This window comes from Ignavibacteriales bacterium (genome assembly GCA_015709675.1).
Lineage (GTDB): Bacteria > Bacteroidota > Ignavibacteria > Ignavibacteriales > Ignavibacteriaceae > H2-BAC3.
The window spans coordinates 4,090,726-4,111,199 of sequence record CP054182.1 but is presented as its reverse complement, the minus strand read 5'-3'; the positions used below and the strand labels follow the sequence as shown (position 1 = coordinate 4,111,199).

Here is a 20,474-nt window from a genome sequence, read left to right as displayed (position 1 = left end):
CTGCGGCTCCTATAACAGCTTTACGGATGACATACCGCCGTCCGCCTTAATCACCTGCCCGGTCATGAATGATGATTCCGGGGAAAGGAGTATATACGCCAGTGATGCCATCTCTTTTGCACTCCCCACCCGTTTAAGCGGATGACGCTCTTCCGATGCTTTCAGCTTTGCTTCATTATTAAGCAGTTTTGCAGCCAGAGGCGTATCGGTTATTGAGGGGGCAATGCAGTTGACCCGTACCGAAGGAGCAAACTCCGCGGCAAGAGAGCGGGTGAGTCCTTCAACCGCTCCTTTGGCGGATGCAACGGATGCATGAAACGGCATACCAGTCTGCACTGCCACGGTACTGAAAAGCACTATGGAGGAGTTCCCCGCAAGCTTGAGGTTCGGGTGATAGGTATTGATGAATGAAACAGCTCCGAGCAGGTTGAGCTTAAAATCCGCGAGAAAATCTTCATGCTTAAGGAGTTTAAGCGGTTTAAGATTAATGGAACCGGGGGCATAGACCAGTCCGTGAACCGGTTCATCAGCATCAGGGAGATGTGGAGTGCCTTCTGAGAAATCTGCCGGGATGTGGGTAACCCCTGGGAGTCCGGTTGTGCCTCCTGCCTGGCGGCTGAAGACTTTTACTGAATTTCCTTTTTCGCTGAGGAGTTTTACCAGTTCGAGTCCGATGCCGGATGATCCGCCGGCTATGTAATATGTTTTCATGATTCTTCGCTTTTATTCAGAAGAACAGATGGCAGGGGAAAAAGGTTCTGATCACGGATTAAACGGATTACGCTGATTGCACGGATTATTTTTTGCCACGAATCTCACGAATGAATACGAATGAAGCGGAATGCGCGGATTGTATGGAGGTTAACACGAATTACACAAATTAAGAGCACGAATTACACTAAAGCCGGGCAGACAATTCGTGAAAATTCGTGTTTTCAAATTCGTGTCATTAGTGTAAAACTACGATCACCGATTAAACGGATTCCGCAGATTTCACGGAGTATTTTGCCACGAATCTCATGAATGAGGATCACGGATTAAACGGATTACACGGAAAAAATCGTTAGGGACAAGTTGCGACCTGTCCTATACCATGTTTTGCCACAGCAATTGCATGGTCTTGACCTGCCTCATTGTCGTTGTCGTCCTTTGATGGATCTGAGACGCTGCAATCGCCGTGATGGTTCATGTGATTATACATATCTGTGGCGGCGATTGCAACGTCTCTACGAAAAAATGAATATCAATTTTGTAGAGACGTCGCAAATGCTAACCGGACATTTTGCTAACGGCAATGTTTTGCATTTGCGGCGTCTCAGGGGAGATAGATTGTAAACACCGGTGAGACGCAGACACACAATGAGACGACGCAATCGTAAAAATAATAGGTATATAAAAATCTGTCACAGCGAATGCAACGTCTCTGCCAAAATAATAAATCAATTCATAATCCAAACTTCATAACGCATAATTCTTAATCGCATTTGCGGCGTCTCAGGGAGGAACATGAAGATTTTTACGACATCCGGATTTGAGACGCTGCTATCGCCTTGATATATGTATGAATGGCGGAGATTGCAACGTCCTGGAAAATTACAATTACAATCCCGGAGGGATTGCAGGCTGGTAGATATATATAGAACACCTTACCTTCCCAACCCCGGCGGGGTCGAATGTTTTCCGGTATCTGCAAATTCTCATAAAAATTTTTCTATGATTAAATACATTTGAGCAAATCTGTTGACAATCAAAGAATATCTTCGTATGTTTTAACAGGCAGTAAGAAAAATCTTTGCAAGTTTCATTTTTCTGGGTAAATGAAATACCTTTTGGGAAGTGATGGATGAGGATTATGGGAACAGGTTAACCCCTTTTTTTTATTTCTAAGCCAAGAGTTTTTAAGAATACTGCAAAACTGCATTTTTTAGCGGTTTTTGATGTATTTATGCAGCTGAAACTACCTGTTTTGGCACAAAAAAGTTTCTATTCACAAACAGAAATGAGGCAACAATGCCCGTTCGTGTTATACATATTAAACTGCTCTTCTGGGCGGCTATGGGGCTTATTACCCTAAGTTCTTACTCATGCTCTGAACCCGCCAGCCAGTATGGGCTGACAGAAATCACCCTTGAAGCATTAGATGCCTCCTGCACCGAGGTGTGGCTTGAGCTTAAGTTTAACAATCTTACTCAACTGGCAAATGTGGCAATCCAGAAAGATGGCAAAGATTACCACCGGATACTCTCACTCAACCGTGACACCCTCTTAGTTTTTGAAGACCTTGAACCCTCCACCAATAACTCATTCCGTGCAATCATCCGCTATGACGGCAATGATGATAAAATAAGCAACACCGCAGAAGTAAGAACTATGGATACTACCAGCCATAATTTTACGTGGGAGACCTTTACTTTCGGTGAAGTCGGGAGCAGTTCCCTTTACGATGTTGCTATAATAGATGAAAATAATATTTGTGCAGTTGGTGAAATTTACATGAAAGATTCGCTGGGGAATCCTGACCCGAATGCATACAATGCTGTTCATTGGGATGGGAGCAGATGGGAATTGAGAAGGATACCATTCTATTACAATGGCCACCCAATATTTGTTGTGATAAGAGCAATTTTTGCATTTAATGCTAATGACATTTGGTTTGGTGGTGGTGTTAGGTGGGACGGAGTCACATTTAAGCATGTACCAATGAATATAAGCTTTCCCTCCTATGTAAATAAAATTTGGGGCAGTAGTAGTGGTAATATATATATTGTTGGCAACAGTGGTAATATAGCCCATTACAACGGTACAAGTTGGAAGAAAATTGAAAGCGGGACTACTCTGCACATCAATGATGTTTGGGGTGACTATAATACAATGAGTAAAAAATGGGAAATTCATTGTGTTGGATCAAATCAGTTTATAGATGAAGGGAGGACATTATTAAGCATTGAAGAGAATAAGGCAACCCCGATAAATGACAGTGGTCTTTCATGGGCACTCAATTCAATTTGGTTTAAGACAAGACGTAAATACATCATTGGAGGTGATGGTCTTTATATTTCAGCCAGCACAAGTGAAGTTTGGAAAAGAGATATCAGCCAGCCACCTTACTATAAAACCGCAGTAAGGGCAAATGGTCTTAATGACATATTTGTGGTGGGTGCATTTGGTCTGATATTACATTATAACGGTTCTACCTGGCATAGCTATTTGCCAGAAACTTATCTAAATAATGGTGCTTATGGCAGAGTTGCTGTAAAAACAATATAGTAATTGCAACAGGGGGTCAGGGCACAAAAGCTGTATTAACCATGGGAAGAAGATGAAATTATTATTCACCAAAAAACATTTAACAACGAATACGAAAAAGCAAATAAAATATACCATTGAGATTTTGCAATGCAGTAATTATCAAATACTGCTTAACGAAAAAATATATTATCCGATACGGATTATTCATCAAATAAAAAACAGGAAAAAATATGCGATCAATAGTTGCTAAAATTACCAGATTATTCTTTGTGATTATATTATTACCAACAGTTTTTATGAACGCCCAATCGGAGCAAGAACGATCAATTCCTGTATCGTTCAGTATTTCTTCTACTGGTATTAACAGGTTTATCGCCGGTCAATGGGCTTCGATGAATACGAGTTGGTCTGGTACAACTCAAGGAGTGAACTGGATGATTTCGTTGAACAAACCACAAGTTTCACTCACAGATAATGCTATAAAAATAGTACTTACTTTAAATATTTCTGCCTCGCCTGTCTATAGCGGCTCAGTCAACCTGAATCCCACACTTAATGTGCCGGCGTCAACGTTGAGTGCCGCAAATATTATCACGGAGTATCAAAATCTTCAGGAAAAAATTAATGAGCTGACAATTCTTGCTCCCTGGCTGAGGGATGAAATTGAAAATTTACTCGCACCTGTCAGTTGGGTGATTTATCAGGGAAATGTACTAAACCAATCAACAGTAAGATTGTCTGAAACTGCTGATGTGAAATGGAAGGGACTGCCTTCGCTATCATATCAGGTTACAAATGGAGAGTTGAATTTAACTGTAACACCAACAATTGAATCAATACCACCACAGTATGCATTTCAATGGAAAAGGCCTTCTAATCGCGATACTTATATAAAGATTATCTCTAACAATCTGTTTTCGATTGAGTCTATGAAATGTTTTTCGACAACACCTTCTCAAGAGTTTCCCTGGCAAATAAATCCCTCATTCCCAATAACAGCAACTTTTGATAGCGAATTGGGAAAGTACACTGCCCAAGTGATTTTTTCTGCACAAGATGGTTTGGCAAATTACTTGGGAGTGGTTTCTCGTGTTCGAATCAAAAGACAAAATGCTGAAAGTATATATTCGCTGCATTTTAATTCTCAATATCCAACGCAAAATTATATCTCAAGTATGACAACAATAGTTACTATTTCAGGTGAATAATGGAACGGATAATAATTTTGGTAGGAATTATCATTCTCTTCAACTCTTGCAGCAAAGATAATCCCGTGACTCCGCAGGAGCCACAGATTTGCACCTATCAGGAAGGTGATAGAAATTACACCTGGCGGATGGATACTATTGCAATTTTCCCATCCTGGCTTGGGGGTATTTGGGCATTTTCTGACAGTGACGCTTATGTTATGGGTGATATCTTTCAATTAGATTCAAATGGTATCAGAAAAGGATATATTGGATTGCATTGGGATGGCAATCACTGGAGTAAGGATATAAACGGAACGGTTGAAGAAATTAGACACGTTGCAAATGATGTAACCGGTGATGATTTTTATATGGTATCAGTAGGTAACTGGGCCATTAATCCCTCAAAACCGGGAATTGGTGAATTCGATAACCGTACAAAGAAATGGAAGGGCTATCAGTTCTCAACCGCAGGTGAGCTGCGCAGTGTTTGGACAGATGAGAAAGGGTATTTTGTTGCGGTTGGTGATAACGGTATGGTCTATACCAAAGATGGGTATACTGCTTCCTGGGTATATTCCAAAGCTCCGACTGAGTTCAATTTTACTAAGGTAAGGGGTATTTCTAAAAATGAAATATATGTATATGCATATAAATCAGTTGCTGTTGGCGGATTAAATTATTATCAATTGTGGAGGCATTACGATAATATATGGACCAAACTGTTTGATTCTCAGGATTCCATCGGGAACCATCTGGATATTCCGGTTAATAGTGGATATTCAGTATATTCAGATATTGCTGTGAGCAGGTGTGCTTTCACTGATTCTTTAACAATTTATCTGAGCGGATGGGAAAGTTATATGTTCCAATCCAAGGGTTCAGAATTAAAATATAAGGCAACTAATCTTGAAGAATTGGGGTATCCACTGAGGTCTTTGGAAAGAATGGGACTATCAATAAAATTATTCAGTCCGAATGATTATTGGATATTCGGATCATATTATCTGTATGCACATTATAACGGCAAGAATTTTGAATTGGTAAATATTACTGAATTGGTACCGTACAGCTATTACAGCACATTCAGGAAAATGGTAAAGACGAAATCAAAAAAAATATTCCTTGCCGTTGACAGATCATCTCAGGTTTATGCAGTAGTGCAGGGTAACAAACAATAATAAGGAAATCAAAAATGAAAAAAATACTTTATCTCGTGGTTGTAAAGTTTTAGTTGGAAATGGAATTCATTCTTAATAATTTTAGTAAAAAAAAGAGAATTCCTTGGCGAAAGATCATTTCATCTGTCTGTAAATGTCGGTAATAATGAATTGTCAATGAATATTTAATTGGGCGCAACTACCCCAACCCCTTCAACCCGGTGACTGAGATAGAGTTTGCCCTCCCTGAGCAGAGTGATGTTACACTAAAAATATATGACATACTCGGCAAAGAGATCGCAACACTTGCCACTGGCAGCTACTCAGCAGGCAGATACACCGTTCCATTTGACGGTAGCAGCCACGCAAGCGGAGTATATATCTATAAACTCAGCTATGGCAAGGGGCAGACAATCTCTAAAAAGATGACCTTGCTCAAATAATAGTGAGTGGTAAATTGTGAATTCGAATTTGGCCCTGCTGTGCTTAATGAGGTGCAGCAGGGGCAGTTAACACCGAATGTGCACTGGGTGTGGATGACAAAAGCAAACTGTTTTCTGTCAATCCTGAAAATGAAAGTCATGGCAGGTGAAGTTAACAGAGCATTAACGCTACAAAGATCATCCGGCGGGAAGAAAGCCCCGCCCGATATCAATAAAAAGGTGAAAAAAGTAAAAAAAAGTGACGAGACTACGTATTTCTACTTAGTTGCGTTGAAAAAAAACTGTTTATATTATCTGAGTGAAATGAGAACAGAGGACTAATTTTTCTACTGGTTAAGGACTTTTAATGAAATCTGGAGAAAGCATAGAATCTTAAAAGCAAAAATTTACTAAGAAATGACCTTGCTGGCAGACAAGGTCAGAATGAAAGTGAAGGAAGATTGCTATGTCGATCTTTAGACGATTTCTTATTAAAATTCATTCTGCCAGAATGAACACAATGAAAGAACTCATTATGAGTAAGATAACAATTTCTTGCATATGCACACGGTTTCCCATGGCTCTGAGTGTGCTTTTTTTAACAATAGCAGCCGCAATTAATCTTCACGCTCAGCAGAAGTTCCCTTACGGGGTGGTTACGGCCAATCAGCCCTTTGGTTGGGCCAAAACCAATAATTTCTCACAGATTAAGGACTTAGTGGTAGATTATACTATGCTTCGCTCGTACAAACCTGCAGCCGAGCTCCCCAGCGGAATTTATTTTTACGAACTAATTTCGGGCAGCTTTAGGTCAGTAAAAAAATCCATTTTGTTGAAATGAGGCAGACTATGAAAACGATAATAATATTAATTCTGTTGACCGTTAGTAATTCTGCGGAAATCCGGTATGTCAGTAAGAATGGAAGTTCAACCCCACCATACACCACTCCGGCAACAGCATGTGACAGTATTCAGAAATGTATAAACTTTGCAAATGCAGGTGATACAATTTTTGTTGATAAAGGAGAATACAGAGAACAAATTATCATACAAAAACGAATTGCCCTCATTGGTTCCGGGCAGGATAGCTGTATAGTACGCTATCCGGAAGTTAATGAAACAACTCCGGGCATTATAAATATATTTAATGAGGGGGTTGTTATAGAAGCAATGAGAGTTGTCAATAATTTTAATCAATCGTATGCGAAAGCTATTTATGTAAAAGCCCCATGTGGTGACACTGTCTATATACGTGATTGTTATCTTTCTTCGGCTGGAAGTTTCATTGCCACGCCAAATGGCAGAGTACAATTGACTAAGTCGTTTGGCAGTTCACCAAACTTGTCAACCCTTGGACTAGATTGTGCATCCTTAAAGTTGGTTGGTAATATCTTTAATCTTTGGGAAAGTTGGGCGACATTTTATTTGAGCATGACAATGATAAACAATGTATTCAATTTAAAAGAACAAGCTGGTGGCGGTGGACCGCTATCGGGTGGTCCGCATCTGGTCGCAAATAATATAATCATTAATCCTAATAATCCTATTAATATTCATAATATGTTTTATGGAATAATGGGTTGGAAAATTACATTTTATAATAATTTTATATCTGGGAAATTTACCAGAGCTGGTATAGCGCTCAGTTTGGAAAATCACCTGTACAATAATCTTATCCTCTATGCTGATGCTGCGATAAAACCGGACCCCCAACAGCCTTCCGTTATAAAATACAATGCCGCATGGAAAGTAAACAAATTATTTGACGGTGTTCAAGGTGACTCGACTAACAAAATTCTTTTTCCCATGTTTGTTGATGAAGATGCAGGGGATTTCCGGCTTCAGAAGTATTCACCTCTGATTGATGCTGGTGACCCTGATATACTTGATGTTGACGGAACAAGGAGTGACATTGGTCCTCTTGGCGGGCCTTACGGCAGGAGTTATGAGTACCTTGACCTTGCACCTCGTGCTCCGGTTACTGTTCTTCCCATTATAACTGCCAACAGTTTAACCCTTCGCTGGCAAAAAAACTATGAAACCGACCTGACCGGCTACCGGCTGTATCAGGATACCGTAGAGCAGTTTGTGCCATTTCCTGATAAACTTATCTATTCGGGACAGGATACCAACTTTACCATTCCTATGCCTGACTCTGGCAGGAATTACTACTATTTTGTTACAGCGATTGATAGTATTGTTAATGAATCCAAGCCGAGCCAGCCCATTAAGCTCCTTCTGACCTCAACGAAGGAAAACGGAAATGAGGTAACCACTCCGGAAAAAACCCAGATTGTTGGTAACTACCCAAATCCATTTAACCCAAGCACAACCATCCGCTATACGATTAATGAGCGGAGTTATGTTAAGTTATATATCTACACACTGCGTGGTGAACTATTAGAAATAAGAGTGAATGAGGAGCAGTCAGCAGGAGAGTATAACTATCTGTTTTCCCCGGAGATAACCGGCACCATAGACGACCTTGCCAGCGGAGTCTATTTTTATATGCTTGAGACCAAAGGCAGGGAAACCGGCAAAATCATCCGCGAGACAGGCAAGATGTTGTTGATGAAATGACAATAAATGAATTATGAAGTATGATCAGGCGGAATTAAGCATGAATTATGAACTTAAGTTTGTCCCTGCCGTGCTTTATGAGGTGCAGCAGGGGCAGTTTACAGCGAATGTGCACTGGGGGTGAATGACAAAAGCAATTTGCTTCCCTGTCGATCCCGAAAATGAAACTCACGGCAGGTGAAGTAAATTGAGAATACATGATAGTTAAGTCTCCTGGAGGGGGTCAAAAAATGTAAGAAAAAAAATTAAAAACGGATAGAATACATAACTTTAAAGAAAGGCAGAAAAATGGTCTGTTATAATTTGGTTCCTTTTGTCAGTGAAAGAAAATATTTGTTAATTACAGTTATTTTGTTCCTTTTGTTTCTCTGTAACACAGAAACAAGGGCTCAGGTTGGAGAGATTTTCAGCCGGAGTGAAAGGGAAGAAAGATTTGGTAAAATAACCGAGCGGGCTGAGATGAGCACTGCGTCGCTTGAAAACATACTAAAAACCGCCGATGACTACCTGATGTTTGGAATTAACGAAGGGAAAATAGTGGTGGCAGACAGAAACAGGAGCGCTGTTTACCCCGGAAATTTTATGCTGAGCAGTGACAAGGTTATGACTATATACAGTACTTCCCGGATCGCCGAATTGATTGCCCGGGGCGGGGCAGCACTGCTTTCGGCTGAGCAAAGAGAGAGGGCGTTTACCCTCAGGTGCGGTGAATATATTCTGGAGGTCGGCCTGCCCTGTCCTCCTTATTGTATAGAATGATCAAAGGAAGAGGCAAAAGATGATTCTTCCGGTTACAATTCTTGCAGTGAGTATCATTGCTGCCTTCCGGCAACGGAAGGCGAGATACGGAATGATATTCGCCCTGTATGCGCTGGGTGAAATTTCAGCCGCCTTATTTAATGGCGTGGCGGGCTTAAAAGGAAATCATTGGTATATTATGCTGGGTGTGCCGGTTCTTTATTTCCTGACGGTAAAAAAGAAAAACGATTTGCATTTCTATCTGTTAGTGCTTACCATGGCTGTTGTATTTCTGCTGACTCCGGCAGATTTGCTGGCCCAGCTAAGTATTATAGGCGTGCTGCATACCATTATTACCATTATTATATTAAAGGATGCGTTTTTGGATATGTTAGAATCCGGTGAACTTAAGATGTTTTTTCCGGTTTTTGCCCTGTCGGAAATTAATTCAGTGGTAAGAATAATTACTATTGTGCAGGGTGCCGGCGTGGTTGACCAGTATTTTACTATGTCTGCATGGCTTAATGTTGCGGTTACTATCTACTTTTGTTTTTTTATCTATGGTCAGAACGGCCACCGGATAAAGATACCTGCGCGTACATAATTGAGGAATGATGACGGAGTTTTTTAGTACTTTAAATCCTATTGTCTATCCGGTTCTTCTGGTCATAATTGTTTTTGGGGGATTTTTTATAGTTATTGCCTATGCAGTTTATCCGGCAGCAGTGCAGCGGGCTGCTGAACGTGATGAGTCAGAGCGCAAGCGTCAGGTTTCGCAGATTACACGGAGTATTTTGCCACGAATCTCACGAATGAAACGGATTGCACGGAGGTTAACACGAATTACACAAATTAAGAGCACGAATTTCACTAAAGCCGGGCAGTAAGTTCGTGAAAATTAGTGTTTTCAAATTCGTGGCAATTAGTGTAAAACTATGATCATGGATTAAACGAATTACGCAGATTGCACTGAGGTTAACACGAATTGCACAAATTAAGAGCACGAATTTCACTAAAGCCGGGCAGTCAGTTCGTGAAAATTAGTGTTTTCAAATTCGTGGCAATTAGTGTTACATTCCGGAACATAACTTGCCGCGTATCTCACGGAGTGTTTTCTGCATCACGCCACTTGGCTTTTTTGCTTCCTTCGTAGCTTTCGATTTTAACCAGGACTCCTTCGAGTTTGCCGTTAACTAAAGGAACGCGGCGGGAGGTTCGCAGTCCTATTTCTTTTCGCAGCGAAGGATCACCCATGTATATATACGCAGTGGTGCCGGGGCAGCGCTGTTTGAGGAAATCTCCGAGCTCTTTATATAATACCCGCACTTCTTCAATTTCACCCAGCCGGATGCCGTAAGGGGGATTAACCACCAGCACCCCGTTTTTATATTCATTAACATGGCTGAAAGGATGGCAGGAAAGTTTTACCTTATCACCAAAAGGAAGGCGTGAAAGATTATCCTGCGCGGTGTTAAGGATGCGCTGATATTTATCACTGCCGCTGATCAGTCCCTCGGGCAGAGGGCGTATTTGTGAGTCAAGTTCTGCTTTTAGCTGCTCCCATGCATCTTTAGTAAAACCGGGGAGAGCAAAGAAACCGAATTTTTTTCTGAGATACTGAGCGGGAATGCGGCAATAGTGCATCAGTCCTTCGCAGAGCAGCGTGCCGGAGCCGCACATCGGATCCCACAGCGGCTGCTCACCGTTCCATTCAGTAACCCGGATGATAGCCGCGGCAAGGGTCTCCTGCATCGGCGCTTCTCCGGCAAGCAGGCGGTAGCCCCGTTTATGAAGTGAGTCGCCTGAGGTATCAAGACTGATGACCGCTTTATCTTTTTCGATATGCAGATTAAAGCGCACATCGGGGTTCACCGTGTCAACATCAGGACGCCTGCCGTATATATCACGGAAGTGGTCAACAATGCCGTCCTTCAGGCACTGGGAAGCATAGAGGGAATTGGTTATCTGGCTTTTTGCCACTGATGCGGTGATGGAGAAGGTCTGGTTCAGCGAAAAGATTTCTTCCCATGCAATTTTACGCGCTTTTTCGATGAGCACATCAGTTGAGCGGCAGAAGAATCCGGTCAGCGGTGCAAGCACGCGGGAGATCATCCGGGCTGAGTAGTTGATGCGGTAAAGCGTTTTGAGGTCTGCCTTAAAATAGACTCCGCGGTAGCTTACCCTGGTTGCCTCCGCGCCAAGCTCTTTCAGTTCCTGCTCGCACATCTCTTCCATCATGCCGGGTGCCTGTGCAAAAAAGGGAGCGCCGGACTGAAAATCAAACATGGTAATCCTTATAACGGTTAAAATTTACAATGGTAATATAAGCAGGTAGCGCCTATTCAGGGGCAGGGGGCTTCTGTGATGCACGGTTTACTTAACGGGAAGATACGGCCTCATCCGCTGATCAGGATTCCTGTAGGATTCCGGGAGCGGAGTTTTCTCTTTTTCAAGGGGAAGCGAAAGAAAAATCAGACGCCGTGAAGCGGGGATAAGAGTAAAATCATACGAAAGAAGCAGAGTGCCAAGTCCGGAAGGATCGGCAAGGGGAAGAGAGGGGAAATGACTGCTCCCCGGCAGGGCCGGTATATAATCGCATTTCAGGAAAGCGTATCCCCCCGCTGACTGCGGTCCGGTCAAAAGATGCACCTGCTGCGTTTTATTGATGAGCAGAGAAGAACCTTTCTGTTCCGCTGAATATATCCGGAAATCATCAGATGCAGTCATATTCTCCGCGGAGTAAGGGGCACTTCCAAGAGGTCTGACTGAGATGAACACTTTTCCTTTAATCTTAAAGTGATGAAGATTTGCTGCTTCATAAATCAGATTAAGATAGGGAGTTCCGTTCACGGAATCACAAAACGCGCGCACCCAAAGTTCCCCATACTGATATGCTCTGTTAACATGATATACTCTGGAGGAGTCAGGAGCATAACGGAGATAATTTTTCGCCGTACGGTATGTCCCGGTTTCATCAAGGATTCTGATAAAAGGATCAACCATGAATCCGGCATGGGGAAGCTCTATTTGTCCGTCACTGCTTATATATACCTCTTTGCCGCTGTTCTTCCAGAGGAGTGTCCGTTCTGCTGCTTTGCCGCTATATCCCCGCGGATAATATCCGGTAGTTGTTTCTTCTGCCATGAAGCGGTAAAGATGAACAGGGTGATCGTTCGTCTCTGCCGGAAGGAGAGAAATTTCAGCAAGCCGGAGTGTATCCGGCAAGGAGAATTCAATCTGGTACTCCGCGGATTCATGTTCAGACAATGGAATATATATCTTCTCTCTGCTGCTCTTTTCCGCTGAGGCCAGTAAAACTCTCTTTTTACCTTCAGAGCGGTAGATAGTAACGGTAAGAGGGGATGTCTCTTTTCTCTTGACTGCCAGTGCCCCCGGTGAGCGGGGATTGTGGTAATCGAGCCGCAGCAGATGTTTGCCCGGCAAAAATGTATAATGGGTGTTTATGTCACCGTCCAGCAGCAGAGATGCGATATCCTGGCCTGAGGGAGTGAGCATAACCGGCATCATCTCCCGTTTTGCGGTGAGATACAGTTCTTCAGTTCTGAATCCGCCGAAGGTAACCGTACCCTTCCCCTTTTTCTTAATAAAGAGTGATATATAAAGAGAATCTATGCTCACCGGAGACACTATGCCTGAATCAGACGGCCGGCTGAAGTGCGCTTTGCTGACGGACTCTTTACCCCTGCGCTGTGCAGTGAGTTTTTTTACACCTTTCCACCTGACTCCCTCCTGATCTGAAAGGTATATACGGTAACCGGTGAGCTGCCCTGTGACGGAGATACTCCAGTGAATAGCATAATCCTGAGGAAGTATCTGCCGGAAAGGAAATGCAATAAGCAGGTTCGTATTCTCTGAGAGAGCATTATACCTGACGGTGAAGGAACTGTCAGTCTGAGTTGCCCGGAAGGTGATGTTTCCTGATGAGGTTACCCTGAACGGCTGTGCGCAGAGGGTAAGGGTGAAGAGGAGGAGAAATCCGGCAAGAGACTTCATGGCCGGAATCAGATTACCTGCAGAAAATGGCTGAGAAAATTCCGTGTTCGTTCATCGCCTGGCGAGTCAAGGAATTTCTCTGCTGTGTCAAACTCAATAAGCTCCCCCTTCTCCATATATATCAGATGCGTTGCAAATCCGCGGAGGAAATTCAGCGAATGGGAGACAATAATAACCGTATGCCCCTTGCTGACGAACTCCTGCAGCAGGGAGCGAACATCAGAACTGTAGCGGGGGTCAAGCGCGCTGGTTGGTTCGTCAAGCAGCAGCACTTCAGGATTCATGGCAAGCGCGCGGCAGATAGCAACCCGCTGCTGCTCGCCGCCGGAAAGGTCTTCCGGGTAGTCATCCGCCTTATGGCTAAGGCCTACTTTGCCGAGCAGTTCCATGGCTTTGGCTTCGGCATCAGCGCGCGGCTGGTGAAGAACATGCACCGGCGCTTCGATGATATTCTGCAGAACCGACAGATGCGGGAATAAATACAAGTGCTGAAACACCACCCCGATCTGCCGGCGGTAGTTCCATATATATTCATCCTTGTTGCTGACCGATCCGCTGGCAACGGTCATATCCTTCACGGTAACGGAGCCCGCGTCAAAATTCTGCAGTGCAGTCAGGCACATCAGCAGAGAGGTTTTTCCGCTGCCGGACTCGCCGATAATGCCCAGCACCGAACCCGATGGAAGCCGGAAGTTGATATCCTTTAATATATATTCGCCGTTGGCGCGCTTGCGCAGACCTTCGATCTTAATCAAGGCGCAGCGCCTCCTTTCCGTTCCCTTTTGAGGGGCTGAATTTCTTTTCCAGCTTTCTTGCATAGTGGGCAAGAGGCAGACTCATCATCAGATAAAAGACTGACACAACAACACCCAGAAGCAGGAACTGTCCGGTAGCGTTTGCCATCTCACGATAAGCAGTTGCAAGTTCCCATACGGATATTGCAAAAGCGGTTGAGGTATCTTTAAAGAGTGCAACAAAATCATTGGTCATGGGGGGCAGCGCAATGCGGAATGCCTGCGGAAAGATAATCCGTCTGAAGGTGAGGAAGGGCTTCATGCCAAGAGAGTAGGAAACATCCCACTGCCGCTGCGGCACTGCCTGAAACGCGGTTCTGTATATCTGTGACTCATACGCGGCATAGTTCAGCCCAAGCCCGATGAGTGCAGTCAGCCATCCCGGAAAGACAATGCCGATAACGGGAAGACCGAAATAAAGAAACAGAAGCTGAACCAGAACCGGTGTGCCTCTGAAAAATTCTATATATGCAGTGCAGAGCCAGCGGACCGGTGCAGAGCCGTAGGTCTGCCCGAATGCAAGAGGAACGCCAAGCACCATGGCGATAATCATTGAGCCGAATGCAATAAGTATGGTTACCAGCGCTGCCTTCAGCAGTTTGATGAGTGCTTCACTCCAGTTAAAGGTCCGGCCTGTTATCTGAAAATCTCCGGTTCCGCTGAGCAGGTTATACTGCTGATTATCCCACAGTTCCCACTTTCTCATAATCCGTTCAATGGTACCGTTGGCAACAAGTGTATCAATGGCGTTGTCTATACGCTGCTGAAGTTCTGTGTCATCTTTCCGGAGTCCGACAACATAAGTGCCCGGATGAAAAAGAGGCCCGACATTTTTGAAAGCTGGATTTTTGCGGGCGTAAAACATTTCCATGGGGACATCCATCAGTACCGCGTCAATGCGTCCGTATTCAAGATCAACATAGGCCGCGACCGGATCGGGGTATTCTATATATACAGCTCCGCTGCTGGCAAGCAGGCGGGAAGCAGCGCAGTTGGCAAGGGTGCCGACGGTTTTTTTCTGAACTATGCAGTCAGCAAGTGAGTCTATGCCCTGCTGTTCTTTTCTGACCGTGAGCTGAAGCTGAAAAATATAGTAAGGTTTGCTGAAGTTGATCTGTTTCGCGCGGTCGGAGGTCGGTTCAAATCCGTTGATGATCACTCTGAATTCTTTCCTCTTGAGTGATTCGACGATGGAGGTCCAGTCGGTGGGAACCAGTTCTGCTTCCATGCCGAGCTGTTTTGCTATGGCATCAGCCACCTCAACATCAAAACCGATATAAACCTGGGGATTGGAGGGATCAGCAAACACATAGGGAGCGCCGCCGCTCGGGTCGGCTCCCCAGAGAAGTTTTTCCTGCCCTCTCAGTTCAGCAAAGCTGAGGAGTGCGGTAAAAACCAGAAGGATGTAGAGAAATCTTTTCAGCTCAGTGTGTCCGGGAAAAACCTTAAGGAATGAATAAATTTACTCACGGAAAATAACCGAAATATGAATTGCACACAATAAAAAATCATGACCCGGCTTGTGACGGTTCAGGAGAAGGGAAAGAGGCTGATCCCGCCGGAAGCAGGAGAGAATTTTACTCAGCGGGTGAATTACTCAGCAGAGTTGCTCAGTCACCGAGCCAGTGCGATATATACTTCCCCTGCGGATCATACATGCTCACCTGCCGCGCGGTGTTGAACACACGGTTTTCGCGGGGATCGTTGCCCACCCCGGCAAGGTACATCCAGTTGCCCCAGTTGCTGCAGGGATCATAGTCAATCAGCATGGATTCAAAATACGCGGCACCGGCAAGCCAGTCTCCTTTAAGATTGTTGATCAGATAGGATGCCGCATTCTGCCTTCCCCGGTTGGACATAAAGCCGGTGGTATTCAGTTCGGTCATGTTTGCGTCAATAAATGGCTCGCCTGTTTTTGCCCCTGCCCAAAGATCAAATGCTTTACGGTTAATGTTCAGATTTGCGCCTGAGCCCCTGATGCCTTGCCTCTGAAATATGAGACTGCCGTATTTCATTGCAACAAAGCGGAAGTAGTCCCGCCAGAGCAGTTCGAAGAGAAGCCAGTAGGTTGACTCATTTGCGCCATGCTCCTGCTCAAACCGCTTCAGTTCGGAATAGATCAGGCGCGGAGAAAGAGCGCCGGTTGCAAGCCATGGTGAAAACTTGGAAGAGTAATCTGCTCCGAGAAGTCCGTTTCTGGTTTTCTTGTATGTAGCTATTGCTTTCGTTTCAAAGAAATAGCGGTTAAGCCGTTTGAGCCCTGCTTCTTCTGAGCCGTGAAAGGTCATTACGCCGCGGTCATCTGTCATGCTGTATTCAACCTCTCCAAGAGCGGAATAATCATCAGGATAGTTCTGCAGCTCCGCGGGCAGCGGAGGTAATATATACGGTACCGGAAGCGGCTGACGGATTTTCAGATTCTTTTCAGCTTCTTTGCGGAAGGGTGTAAAGACATCCGGAAGCTGCGAAAGCATAAAAGGAAGATCTGATGGGTGAATAAGCGAACGCTGTTCAAAAGACTGTATATGAAGTCCGGGAAGCGCTTTACGCACCTGATCTTCTTCAAGCAGTTCTTCAGCGGTATGTTCTTTGGTAAAAAACAGGGTGTCTGCATTGGTGCGGCCGGCAATATTGCTGAGAATCTCCGCCGGATTCCCTGATTGAATGATCAGCGAGCTTCCCATCTTTTTCAGATTTTCCTTCAGTGCCGTTACTCCCTGTTCAATGAACGGCTTTCTGAATGCGCCGGTTTTAGGGAAGCCGTACGTTGTCTTCCGGTACTGCACCGGATTAAATATATATACAGGTATTGCTTCTGCTCCGGCCGGCAACGAGGCGAGCAGAGCGTTATCATGAACGCGGAGGTCATTCCTGAACCAGAGAAGAATCCGTTTTTTAGCCCGGTCAGTCACAGTTATATATACTACCTTCTGGCCGAACTGGGCCGTTTCCGTGCGGCTTCCGGAGTGAACTCCGCAAATGAGGCATAGTCAACCTTCTCACCCGCGTAGGAGTGGCGGAACTGCTTGACGATTTTTCCGTTGTGAAGCAGGAAGGCGCCCGGCATTCTGAAGCCGTCACCGTCAAGCATACCAATGCCATGTTTCTTAAGAAGGCCTGCTTCAAAACCGCGCAGCCAGTTTTTTGGTCCGAATAACTGCAGAAAGCTTCCGCGCCGCAGATTAAACGCGCGGTAAAGGTCTCCGGCCGGATCGCTTACATGATGGTAGTCGTATATACCGTAACTGCCTAAAAACTCATCCGCTTTCTGATGAGGCATGAGGGAAACAATCACCAGCCGTTTGCCGCTTTTACGGAGGGGAGTCTGAAGTCCGGCTAACTCAGCCGCTGTTTCACGGCAGAAGGTGCACCCGGAGTGGCGCAGAAAAACCACCAGCAGGGGAAAGCGCTTTGATGCTTCATAGAGACTAAGCCTGGTATTGGTACGGACTTTCCGGATTGAATCGTTAAAACTTACTTCATGCTCCAGTTCACTGTTCTGATGGTAACTGGCTGCACGATACAGCATGATGCCGAACGGCACAAGCCAGATGATATCATTGGTGATGTTTATATATAAGAATGCGGGATCCATTTCTCCGCGGAGGACAAACCAGATAATGCCGATGGGTCCGAAAAGTTTTCCGAGAAAACCAACCAGCACAATGGGCCAGTGGCGGTAAGGGTCATACGCTGCAATGCCGTAACCGATGCCATAGACACCCACAATCATCCCCACTCCCTGCCAGATATGTATATATTGCGGGAGGGGAAGACCTGCCAGAAGAAAAAAATGGGAAGGAAAAAATACCACCCATGCGCCCCATAAAAGATTATAGAGAGCTGCAGCTTTAAGCCACTGCTCCATCCAGAGGGGATGCATTTTTCCGTTATGTTTAATCATTTCCGTTTTCATAAAATCGTCTTATAGCCCTTTAACACCCTGCAGAGGGGATTTGTTCCTGGCGGAGCGGCAGGCATCGCTGCAATATTTTACCTCTTCCCACACTTTTGCCCATTTCTTTCTCCATGCAAACTCACGGCCGCAATGTGCGCACGGCTTCTTCGGAAGATGCTGTTTTTTCATCAGAATGGGATGATGAGGGTAAGGGAAGCTCCGTCGAGAGTTTTTTGCAGAACCGGTACCAGCATGATCTCAGCGTTGCTGCGGTGGAGTATATACATCGCCGCGTCAAAGAGGAGAAGAAATCCCCCCTGCAGCAGGAGCGAATTTCCGTATCCGGTCAGGCGGTCTTTATGTTCCGTGCTTCTGTTTGACCGCTCCTTCAGATAGTATCCGGTCATGATGTACGCAGCATCAAGTCCGGCATTAAGAAGAAAAAAACTTTGCAGATTATAATAGTCTGCAAGAATTTCAGTCGGGTTGCCGGGAACCGTTCCTGACCCATAGAGACTGAATCCGGCAATGCCAAGATTCACCGTATTCCATGCTGCATTAAAAATGTGGAATTCTCTTGCCGCTCCTTTGGCTGTGAAACTTAGAGCTGAACCTGCTGCAATGTTAAGCAAAGCCCAGCTGCCGAGGACATACATCCCCTGACGGTTCAGGTCGCGGTGTGCCTCACCAAAGCGGAGGATTTGTTCCTTTGCGGAAGCTGCATCCTGGCTGTAAAGAACTCCCGCTGAAAGTATCAATAAGAGTAGTAATAACTGTCGCATATAATAGAAACAACAGATTCTCCCCCGGTGGTTCCTTGGCGATGTAATTCCGGCAGTACTCCGGATGCAGAGCAGGGCTGGCCTGTTCCCCGCCGGCATTTACCCGCTGTTGGAAAACCGGATGATTCCTTCCTTACGGCTGGTAATTATAAACGGAGCAGTTTCAGACTCGAGCAGATCATTCAGAATTTCAGAGCGGGTTTCTGTGCTGAGCCGCTTATAGAGTTTTTCCGGAATAGTAAAGTAGTCCATAACTGATCTGACTCCTTCCTGCGTGACCGGAACCGGTTCTACTTTCCTTCCAATAAACCGCAAAAAGAGGAAGCGTCCGTCAGCCATAAACATGATATCTGACGGACTAACTTCCGCTGTCTCGTTTGCTCCCTGCTGGTGTTTTCCCTGTTTTACTTTCATCTTCAGCCCGACTCTTAGTTTTTCATGCCGGCTGTGATTCCCCCGTTCACAGCCGCAAGGGGGTGAATTTTTATTTTCTTTTTCATTCTGCAGCATTGTGCTGTCCGGTTTTCTGATCGTTTCCCGTGTTGCATCGTATCCTCTTTTTATCTGAAGTTTTCCCCGTTCGGAAATCTCGCCGGGGCAAAGTAAATTTCATTATTGTTTAGGGAAAATTACCTGTTACTTTTCCCGCAACACTATCATGCAATGATAATTTTTAAAGGAGGAGAACTTGTCTGATCTTGCGAAGAAAATAAGCCGTCGTGCTGAAATACTCAGTTTTGCCATGGACCCTGATAAGAAGAACCTGAAATCAGTTCCGGCGCTTTGTGATTATTACGGGGTTGAACCGGTCACCATTAACCGGTCCCTGAGAGAGCTTAGGGATGAGGGGATACAAATAAGCGCCAGGAAAAAGCTTGGCGTGAAATACTATTCGGGACTTGATGAAGAAAAAGCAAAAAAACTTATCATCGAATATGCCTCATTTAACCTTCCTGCTCCCTCGGTGGTAAAGGCAACAAATCTTCTGGTTAAGCGCCACGGCGTTGAGGGACTGCGCCATTTTGTTTTTCTGGCACACTGCCTTGAGGAGCGTTACTGTGTAAAGTTTCTCTATGAAAAGAAAGCGGGGGATGAAACCGAACGAACGGTTGAACCAACCGCGCTTTATGTTAATGATGGCCAGTGGCGGCTTTCAGCAAAGGAAAACGGAAGAACCAAGCAGTTTCTTCTGGACAAAATCAGAAATGTGGAGTGCACCACGCTGCCGGCAATTTCTCAGAGGCAGTCTCCTGAAAATCTGCTAAAAGAAGCATGGGGCAGCTGGGTGAGCAGTCTCAGGTTCACCGTGAGAATCCGTTTTGACAAAGAGCGTGCTCAGTATATTAAAACGAGGTTGTTTATCGAAAACCAGAAGATTGAAGAACAGCCGGACGGCTCAGTAATCTTCTCTGCCACGGTAAACGACCTGAACGAAATTGCCACCTGGATCTTGGGCTGGGGCAGGGGATGCGAAGTACTCAACCCGCTTCAGCTGAGGGAACTGGTTATCCACCTTGCCGAAGAAACCCTGGAAAACTACAGGGATAAAAAACCTCCAAAACAGGCTAAAAACAAATAGAATTTCGATTTACATGGTTAAAAAGCTTAAACTAACCTTGCAAATCGAAAAGCAGCTTTTTGATTTGCAAG

Annotated in this window: 20 protein-coding genes; 10 read left to right on the top strand and 10 right to left on the bottom strand. The window is 44.8% G+C overall.

Annotated elements, in window-relative coordinates; all coding sequences use genetic code 11:
* Positions 1-9: 9 nt before the first annotated feature.
* Positions 10-711 (bottom strand): SDR family oxidoreductase, encoded by a 702-nt coding sequence (locus HRU80_16235; GenBank protein ID QOJ30337.1) that lies wholly within the window; start codon positions 709-711, stop codon positions 10-12.
* Between the two features lie 1,299 nt (positions 712-2,010).
* Between HRU80_16235 and HRU80_16230 the strand changes: the two genes are divergently transcribed.
* The 9 genes from HRU80_16230 (at position 2,011) to HRU80_16190 (ending at position 10,223) form a co-directional block, all read left to right on the top strand.
* The gene (locus HRU80_16230; GenBank protein ID QOJ30336.1) at positions 2,011-3,267 is read left to right on the top strand and encodes a glucosyl transferase; all 1,257 of its coding nucleotides are present in this window, start codon (positions 2,011-2,013) and stop codon (positions 3,265-3,267) included.
* Positions 3,268-3,479: 212 nt separating this feature from the next.
* The gene (locus HRU80_16225; protein QOJ30335.1) at positions 3,480-4,457 is read left to right on the top strand and encodes a hypothetical protein; all 978 of its coding nucleotides are present in this window, start codon (positions 3,480-3,482) and stop codon (positions 4,455-4,457) included.
* Positions 4,457-5,617, top strand: a complete 1,161-nt coding sequence (locus tag HRU80_16220) for a hypothetical protein (GenBank protein ID QOJ30334.1) — start codon at positions 4,457-4,459, stop codon at positions 5,615-5,617. The genes HRU80_16225 and HRU80_16220 overlap by 1 nt, the downstream gene beginning before the upstream one ends.
* A 200-nt stretch (positions 5,618-5,817) precedes the next feature.
* Positions 5,818-6,039 (top strand): T9SS type A sorting domain-containing protein, encoded by a 222-nt coding sequence (locus HRU80_16215; GenBank protein ID QOJ30333.1) that lies wholly within the window; start codon positions 5,818-5,820, stop codon positions 6,037-6,039.
* Positions 6,040-6,595: 556 nt separating this feature from the next.
* On the top strand, positions 6,596-6,859 hold the full coding sequence (locus tag HRU80_16210) for a hypothetical protein (protein ID QOJ30332.1): 264 nt from the start codon (positions 6,596-6,598) through the stop codon (positions 6,857-6,859).
* Between the two features lie 806 nt (positions 6,860-7,665).
* On the top strand, positions 7,666-8,598 hold the full coding sequence (locus tag HRU80_16205; GenBank protein ID QOJ30331.1) for a T9SS type A sorting domain-containing protein: 933 nt from the start codon (positions 7,666-7,668) through the stop codon (positions 8,596-8,598).
* 333 nt (positions 8,599-8,931) lie between these two features.
* On the top strand, positions 8,932-9,357 hold the full coding sequence (locus HRU80_16200) for a hypothetical protein (GenBank protein ID QOJ30330.1): 426 nt from the start codon (positions 8,932-8,934) through the stop codon (positions 9,355-9,357).
* Between the two features lie 19 nt (positions 9,358-9,376).
* Positions 9,377-9,940 (top strand): hypothetical protein, encoded by a 564-nt coding sequence (locus HRU80_16195; GenBank protein QOJ30329.1) that lies wholly within the window; start codon positions 9,377-9,379, stop codon positions 9,938-9,940.
* 7 nt (positions 9,941-9,947) lie between these two features.
* Positions 9,948-10,223, top strand: coding sequence for a hypothetical protein (locus HRU80_16190; protein QOJ30328.1), 276 nt, complete (start codon positions 9,948-9,950; stop codon positions 10,221-10,223).
* A 214-nt stretch (positions 10,224-10,437) separates the two neighbouring features.
* On the opposite strand, the gene HRU80_16185 is transcribed toward HRU80_16190, so the two are convergent.
* The 9 genes from HRU80_16185 to HRU80_16145 all read right to left on the bottom strand — a co-directional run bounded on the left by HRU80_16185 (position 10,438) and on the right by HRU80_16145 (position 19,334).
* Positions 10,438-11,622, bottom strand: a complete 1,185-nt coding sequence (locus tag HRU80_16185; GenBank protein QOJ30327.1) for a class I SAM-dependent RNA methyltransferase — start codon at positions 11,620-11,622, stop codon at positions 10,438-10,440.
* An 87-nt stretch (positions 11,623-11,709) separates the two neighbouring features.
* Positions 11,710-13,350 (bottom strand): hypothetical protein, encoded by a 1,641-nt coding sequence (locus HRU80_16180; GenBank protein ID QOJ30326.1) that lies wholly within the window; start codon positions 13,348-13,350, stop codon positions 11,710-11,712.
* A gap of 8 nt (positions 13,351-13,358) precedes the next feature.
* On the bottom strand, positions 13,359-14,105 hold the full coding sequence (locus HRU80_16175) for an amino acid ABC transporter ATP-binding protein (protein ID QOJ30325.1): 747 nt from the start codon (positions 14,103-14,105) through the stop codon (positions 13,359-13,361).
* Positions 14,098-15,453, bottom strand: a complete 1,356-nt coding sequence (locus HRU80_16170; protein QOJ30324.1) for an ABC transporter permease subunit — start codon at positions 15,451-15,453, stop codon at positions 14,098-14,100. Before HRU80_16170 ends, HRU80_16175 begins: the two co-directional genes overlap by 8 nt.
* A gap of 301 nt (positions 15,454-15,754) precedes the next feature.
* Positions 15,755-17,056, bottom strand: a complete 1,302-nt coding sequence (locus HRU80_16165) for a DASH family cryptochrome (GenBank protein QOJ30323.1) — start codon at positions 17,054-17,056, stop codon at positions 15,755-15,757.
* Positions 17,057-17,067: 11 nt separating this feature from the next.
* Complete coding sequence (locus tag HRU80_16160; protein ID QOJ30322.1) at positions 17,068-18,048, bottom strand: redoxin domain-containing protein; 981 nt, start codon at positions 18,046-18,048, stop codon at positions 17,068-17,070.
* Positions 18,049-18,069: 21 nt separating this feature from the next.
* Entirely contained in the window at positions 18,070-18,231 is a 162-nt protein-coding gene (locus HRU80_16155; protein QOJ30321.1) for a DUF2256 domain-containing protein, read from the bottom strand.
* Positions 18,231-18,824 carry a hypothetical protein gene (locus tag HRU80_16150; GenBank protein QOJ30320.1) on the bottom strand — a complete coding sequence of 198 codons (594 nt, stop codon included), beginning with the start codon at positions 18,822-18,824 and terminating at the stop codon, positions 18,231-18,233. Before HRU80_16150 ends, HRU80_16155 begins: the two co-directional genes overlap by 1 nt.
* Before the next feature lie 99 nt (positions 18,825-18,923).
* Complete coding sequence (locus tag HRU80_16145) at positions 18,924-19,334, bottom strand: hypothetical protein (GenBank protein QOJ30319.1); 411 nt, start codon at positions 19,332-19,334, stop codon at positions 18,924-18,926.
* Positions 19,335-19,512: 178 nt separating this feature from the next.
* Between HRU80_16145 and HRU80_16140 the strand changes: the two genes are divergently transcribed.
* A complete protein-coding gene (locus HRU80_16140) occupies positions 19,513-20,403 on the top strand; it encodes a WYL domain-containing transcriptional regulator (protein ID QOJ30318.1) in 891 nt (296 codons plus the stop codon).
* Positions 20,404-20,474 lie beyond the last annotated feature (71 nt).

Coding starts and splice junctions, on each gene's coding strand:
- HRU80_16235 (QOJ30337.1), bottom strand. CDS start 711: ATGAAAACATATTACATAGCCGGCGGATCATCCGGCATCGGACTCGAA.
- HRU80_16230 (QOJ30336.1), top strand. CDS start 2,011: ATGCCCGTTCGTGTTATACATATTAAACTGCTCTTCTGGGCGGCTATG.
- HRU80_16225 (QOJ30335.1), top strand. CDS start 3,480: ATGCGATCAATAGTTGCTAAAATTACCAGATTATTCTTTGTGATTATA.
- HRU80_16220 (QOJ30334.1), top strand. CDS start 4,457: ATGGAACGGATAATAATTTTGGTAGGAATTATCATTCTCTTCAACTCT.
- HRU80_16210 (QOJ30332.1), top strand. CDS start 6,596: ATGGCTCTGAGTGTGCTTTTTTTAACAATAGCAGCCGCAATTAATCTT.
- HRU80_16195 (QOJ30329.1), top strand. CDS start 9,377: ATGATTCTTCCGGTTACAATTCTTGCAGTGAGTATCATTGCTGCCTTC.
- HRU80_16190 (QOJ30328.1), top strand. CDS start 9,948: ATGATGACGGAGTTTTTTAGTACTTTAAATCCTATTGTCTATCCGGTT.
- HRU80_16185 (QOJ30327.1), bottom strand. CDS start 11,622: ATGTTTGATTTTCAGTCCGGCGCTCCCTTTTTTGCACAGGCACCCGGC.
- HRU80_16180 (QOJ30326.1), bottom strand. CDS start 13,350: ATGAAGTCTCTTGCCGGATTTCTCCTCCTCTTCACCCTTACCCTCTGC.
- HRU80_16160 (QOJ30322.1), bottom strand. CDS start 18,048: ATGATTAAACATAACGGAAAAATGCATCCCCTCTGGATGGAGCAGTGG.
- HRU80_16155 (QOJ30321.1), bottom strand. CDS start 18,231: ATGAAAAAACAGCATCTTCCGAAGAAGCCGTGCGCACATTGCGGCCGT.
- HRU80_16150 (QOJ30320.1), bottom strand. CDS start 18,824: ATGCGACAGTTATTACTACTCTTATTGATACTTTCAGCGGGAGTTCTT.
- HRU80_16145 (QOJ30319.1), bottom strand. CDS start 19,334: ATGCTGCAGAATGAAAAAGAAAATAAAAATTCACCCCCTTGCGGCTGT.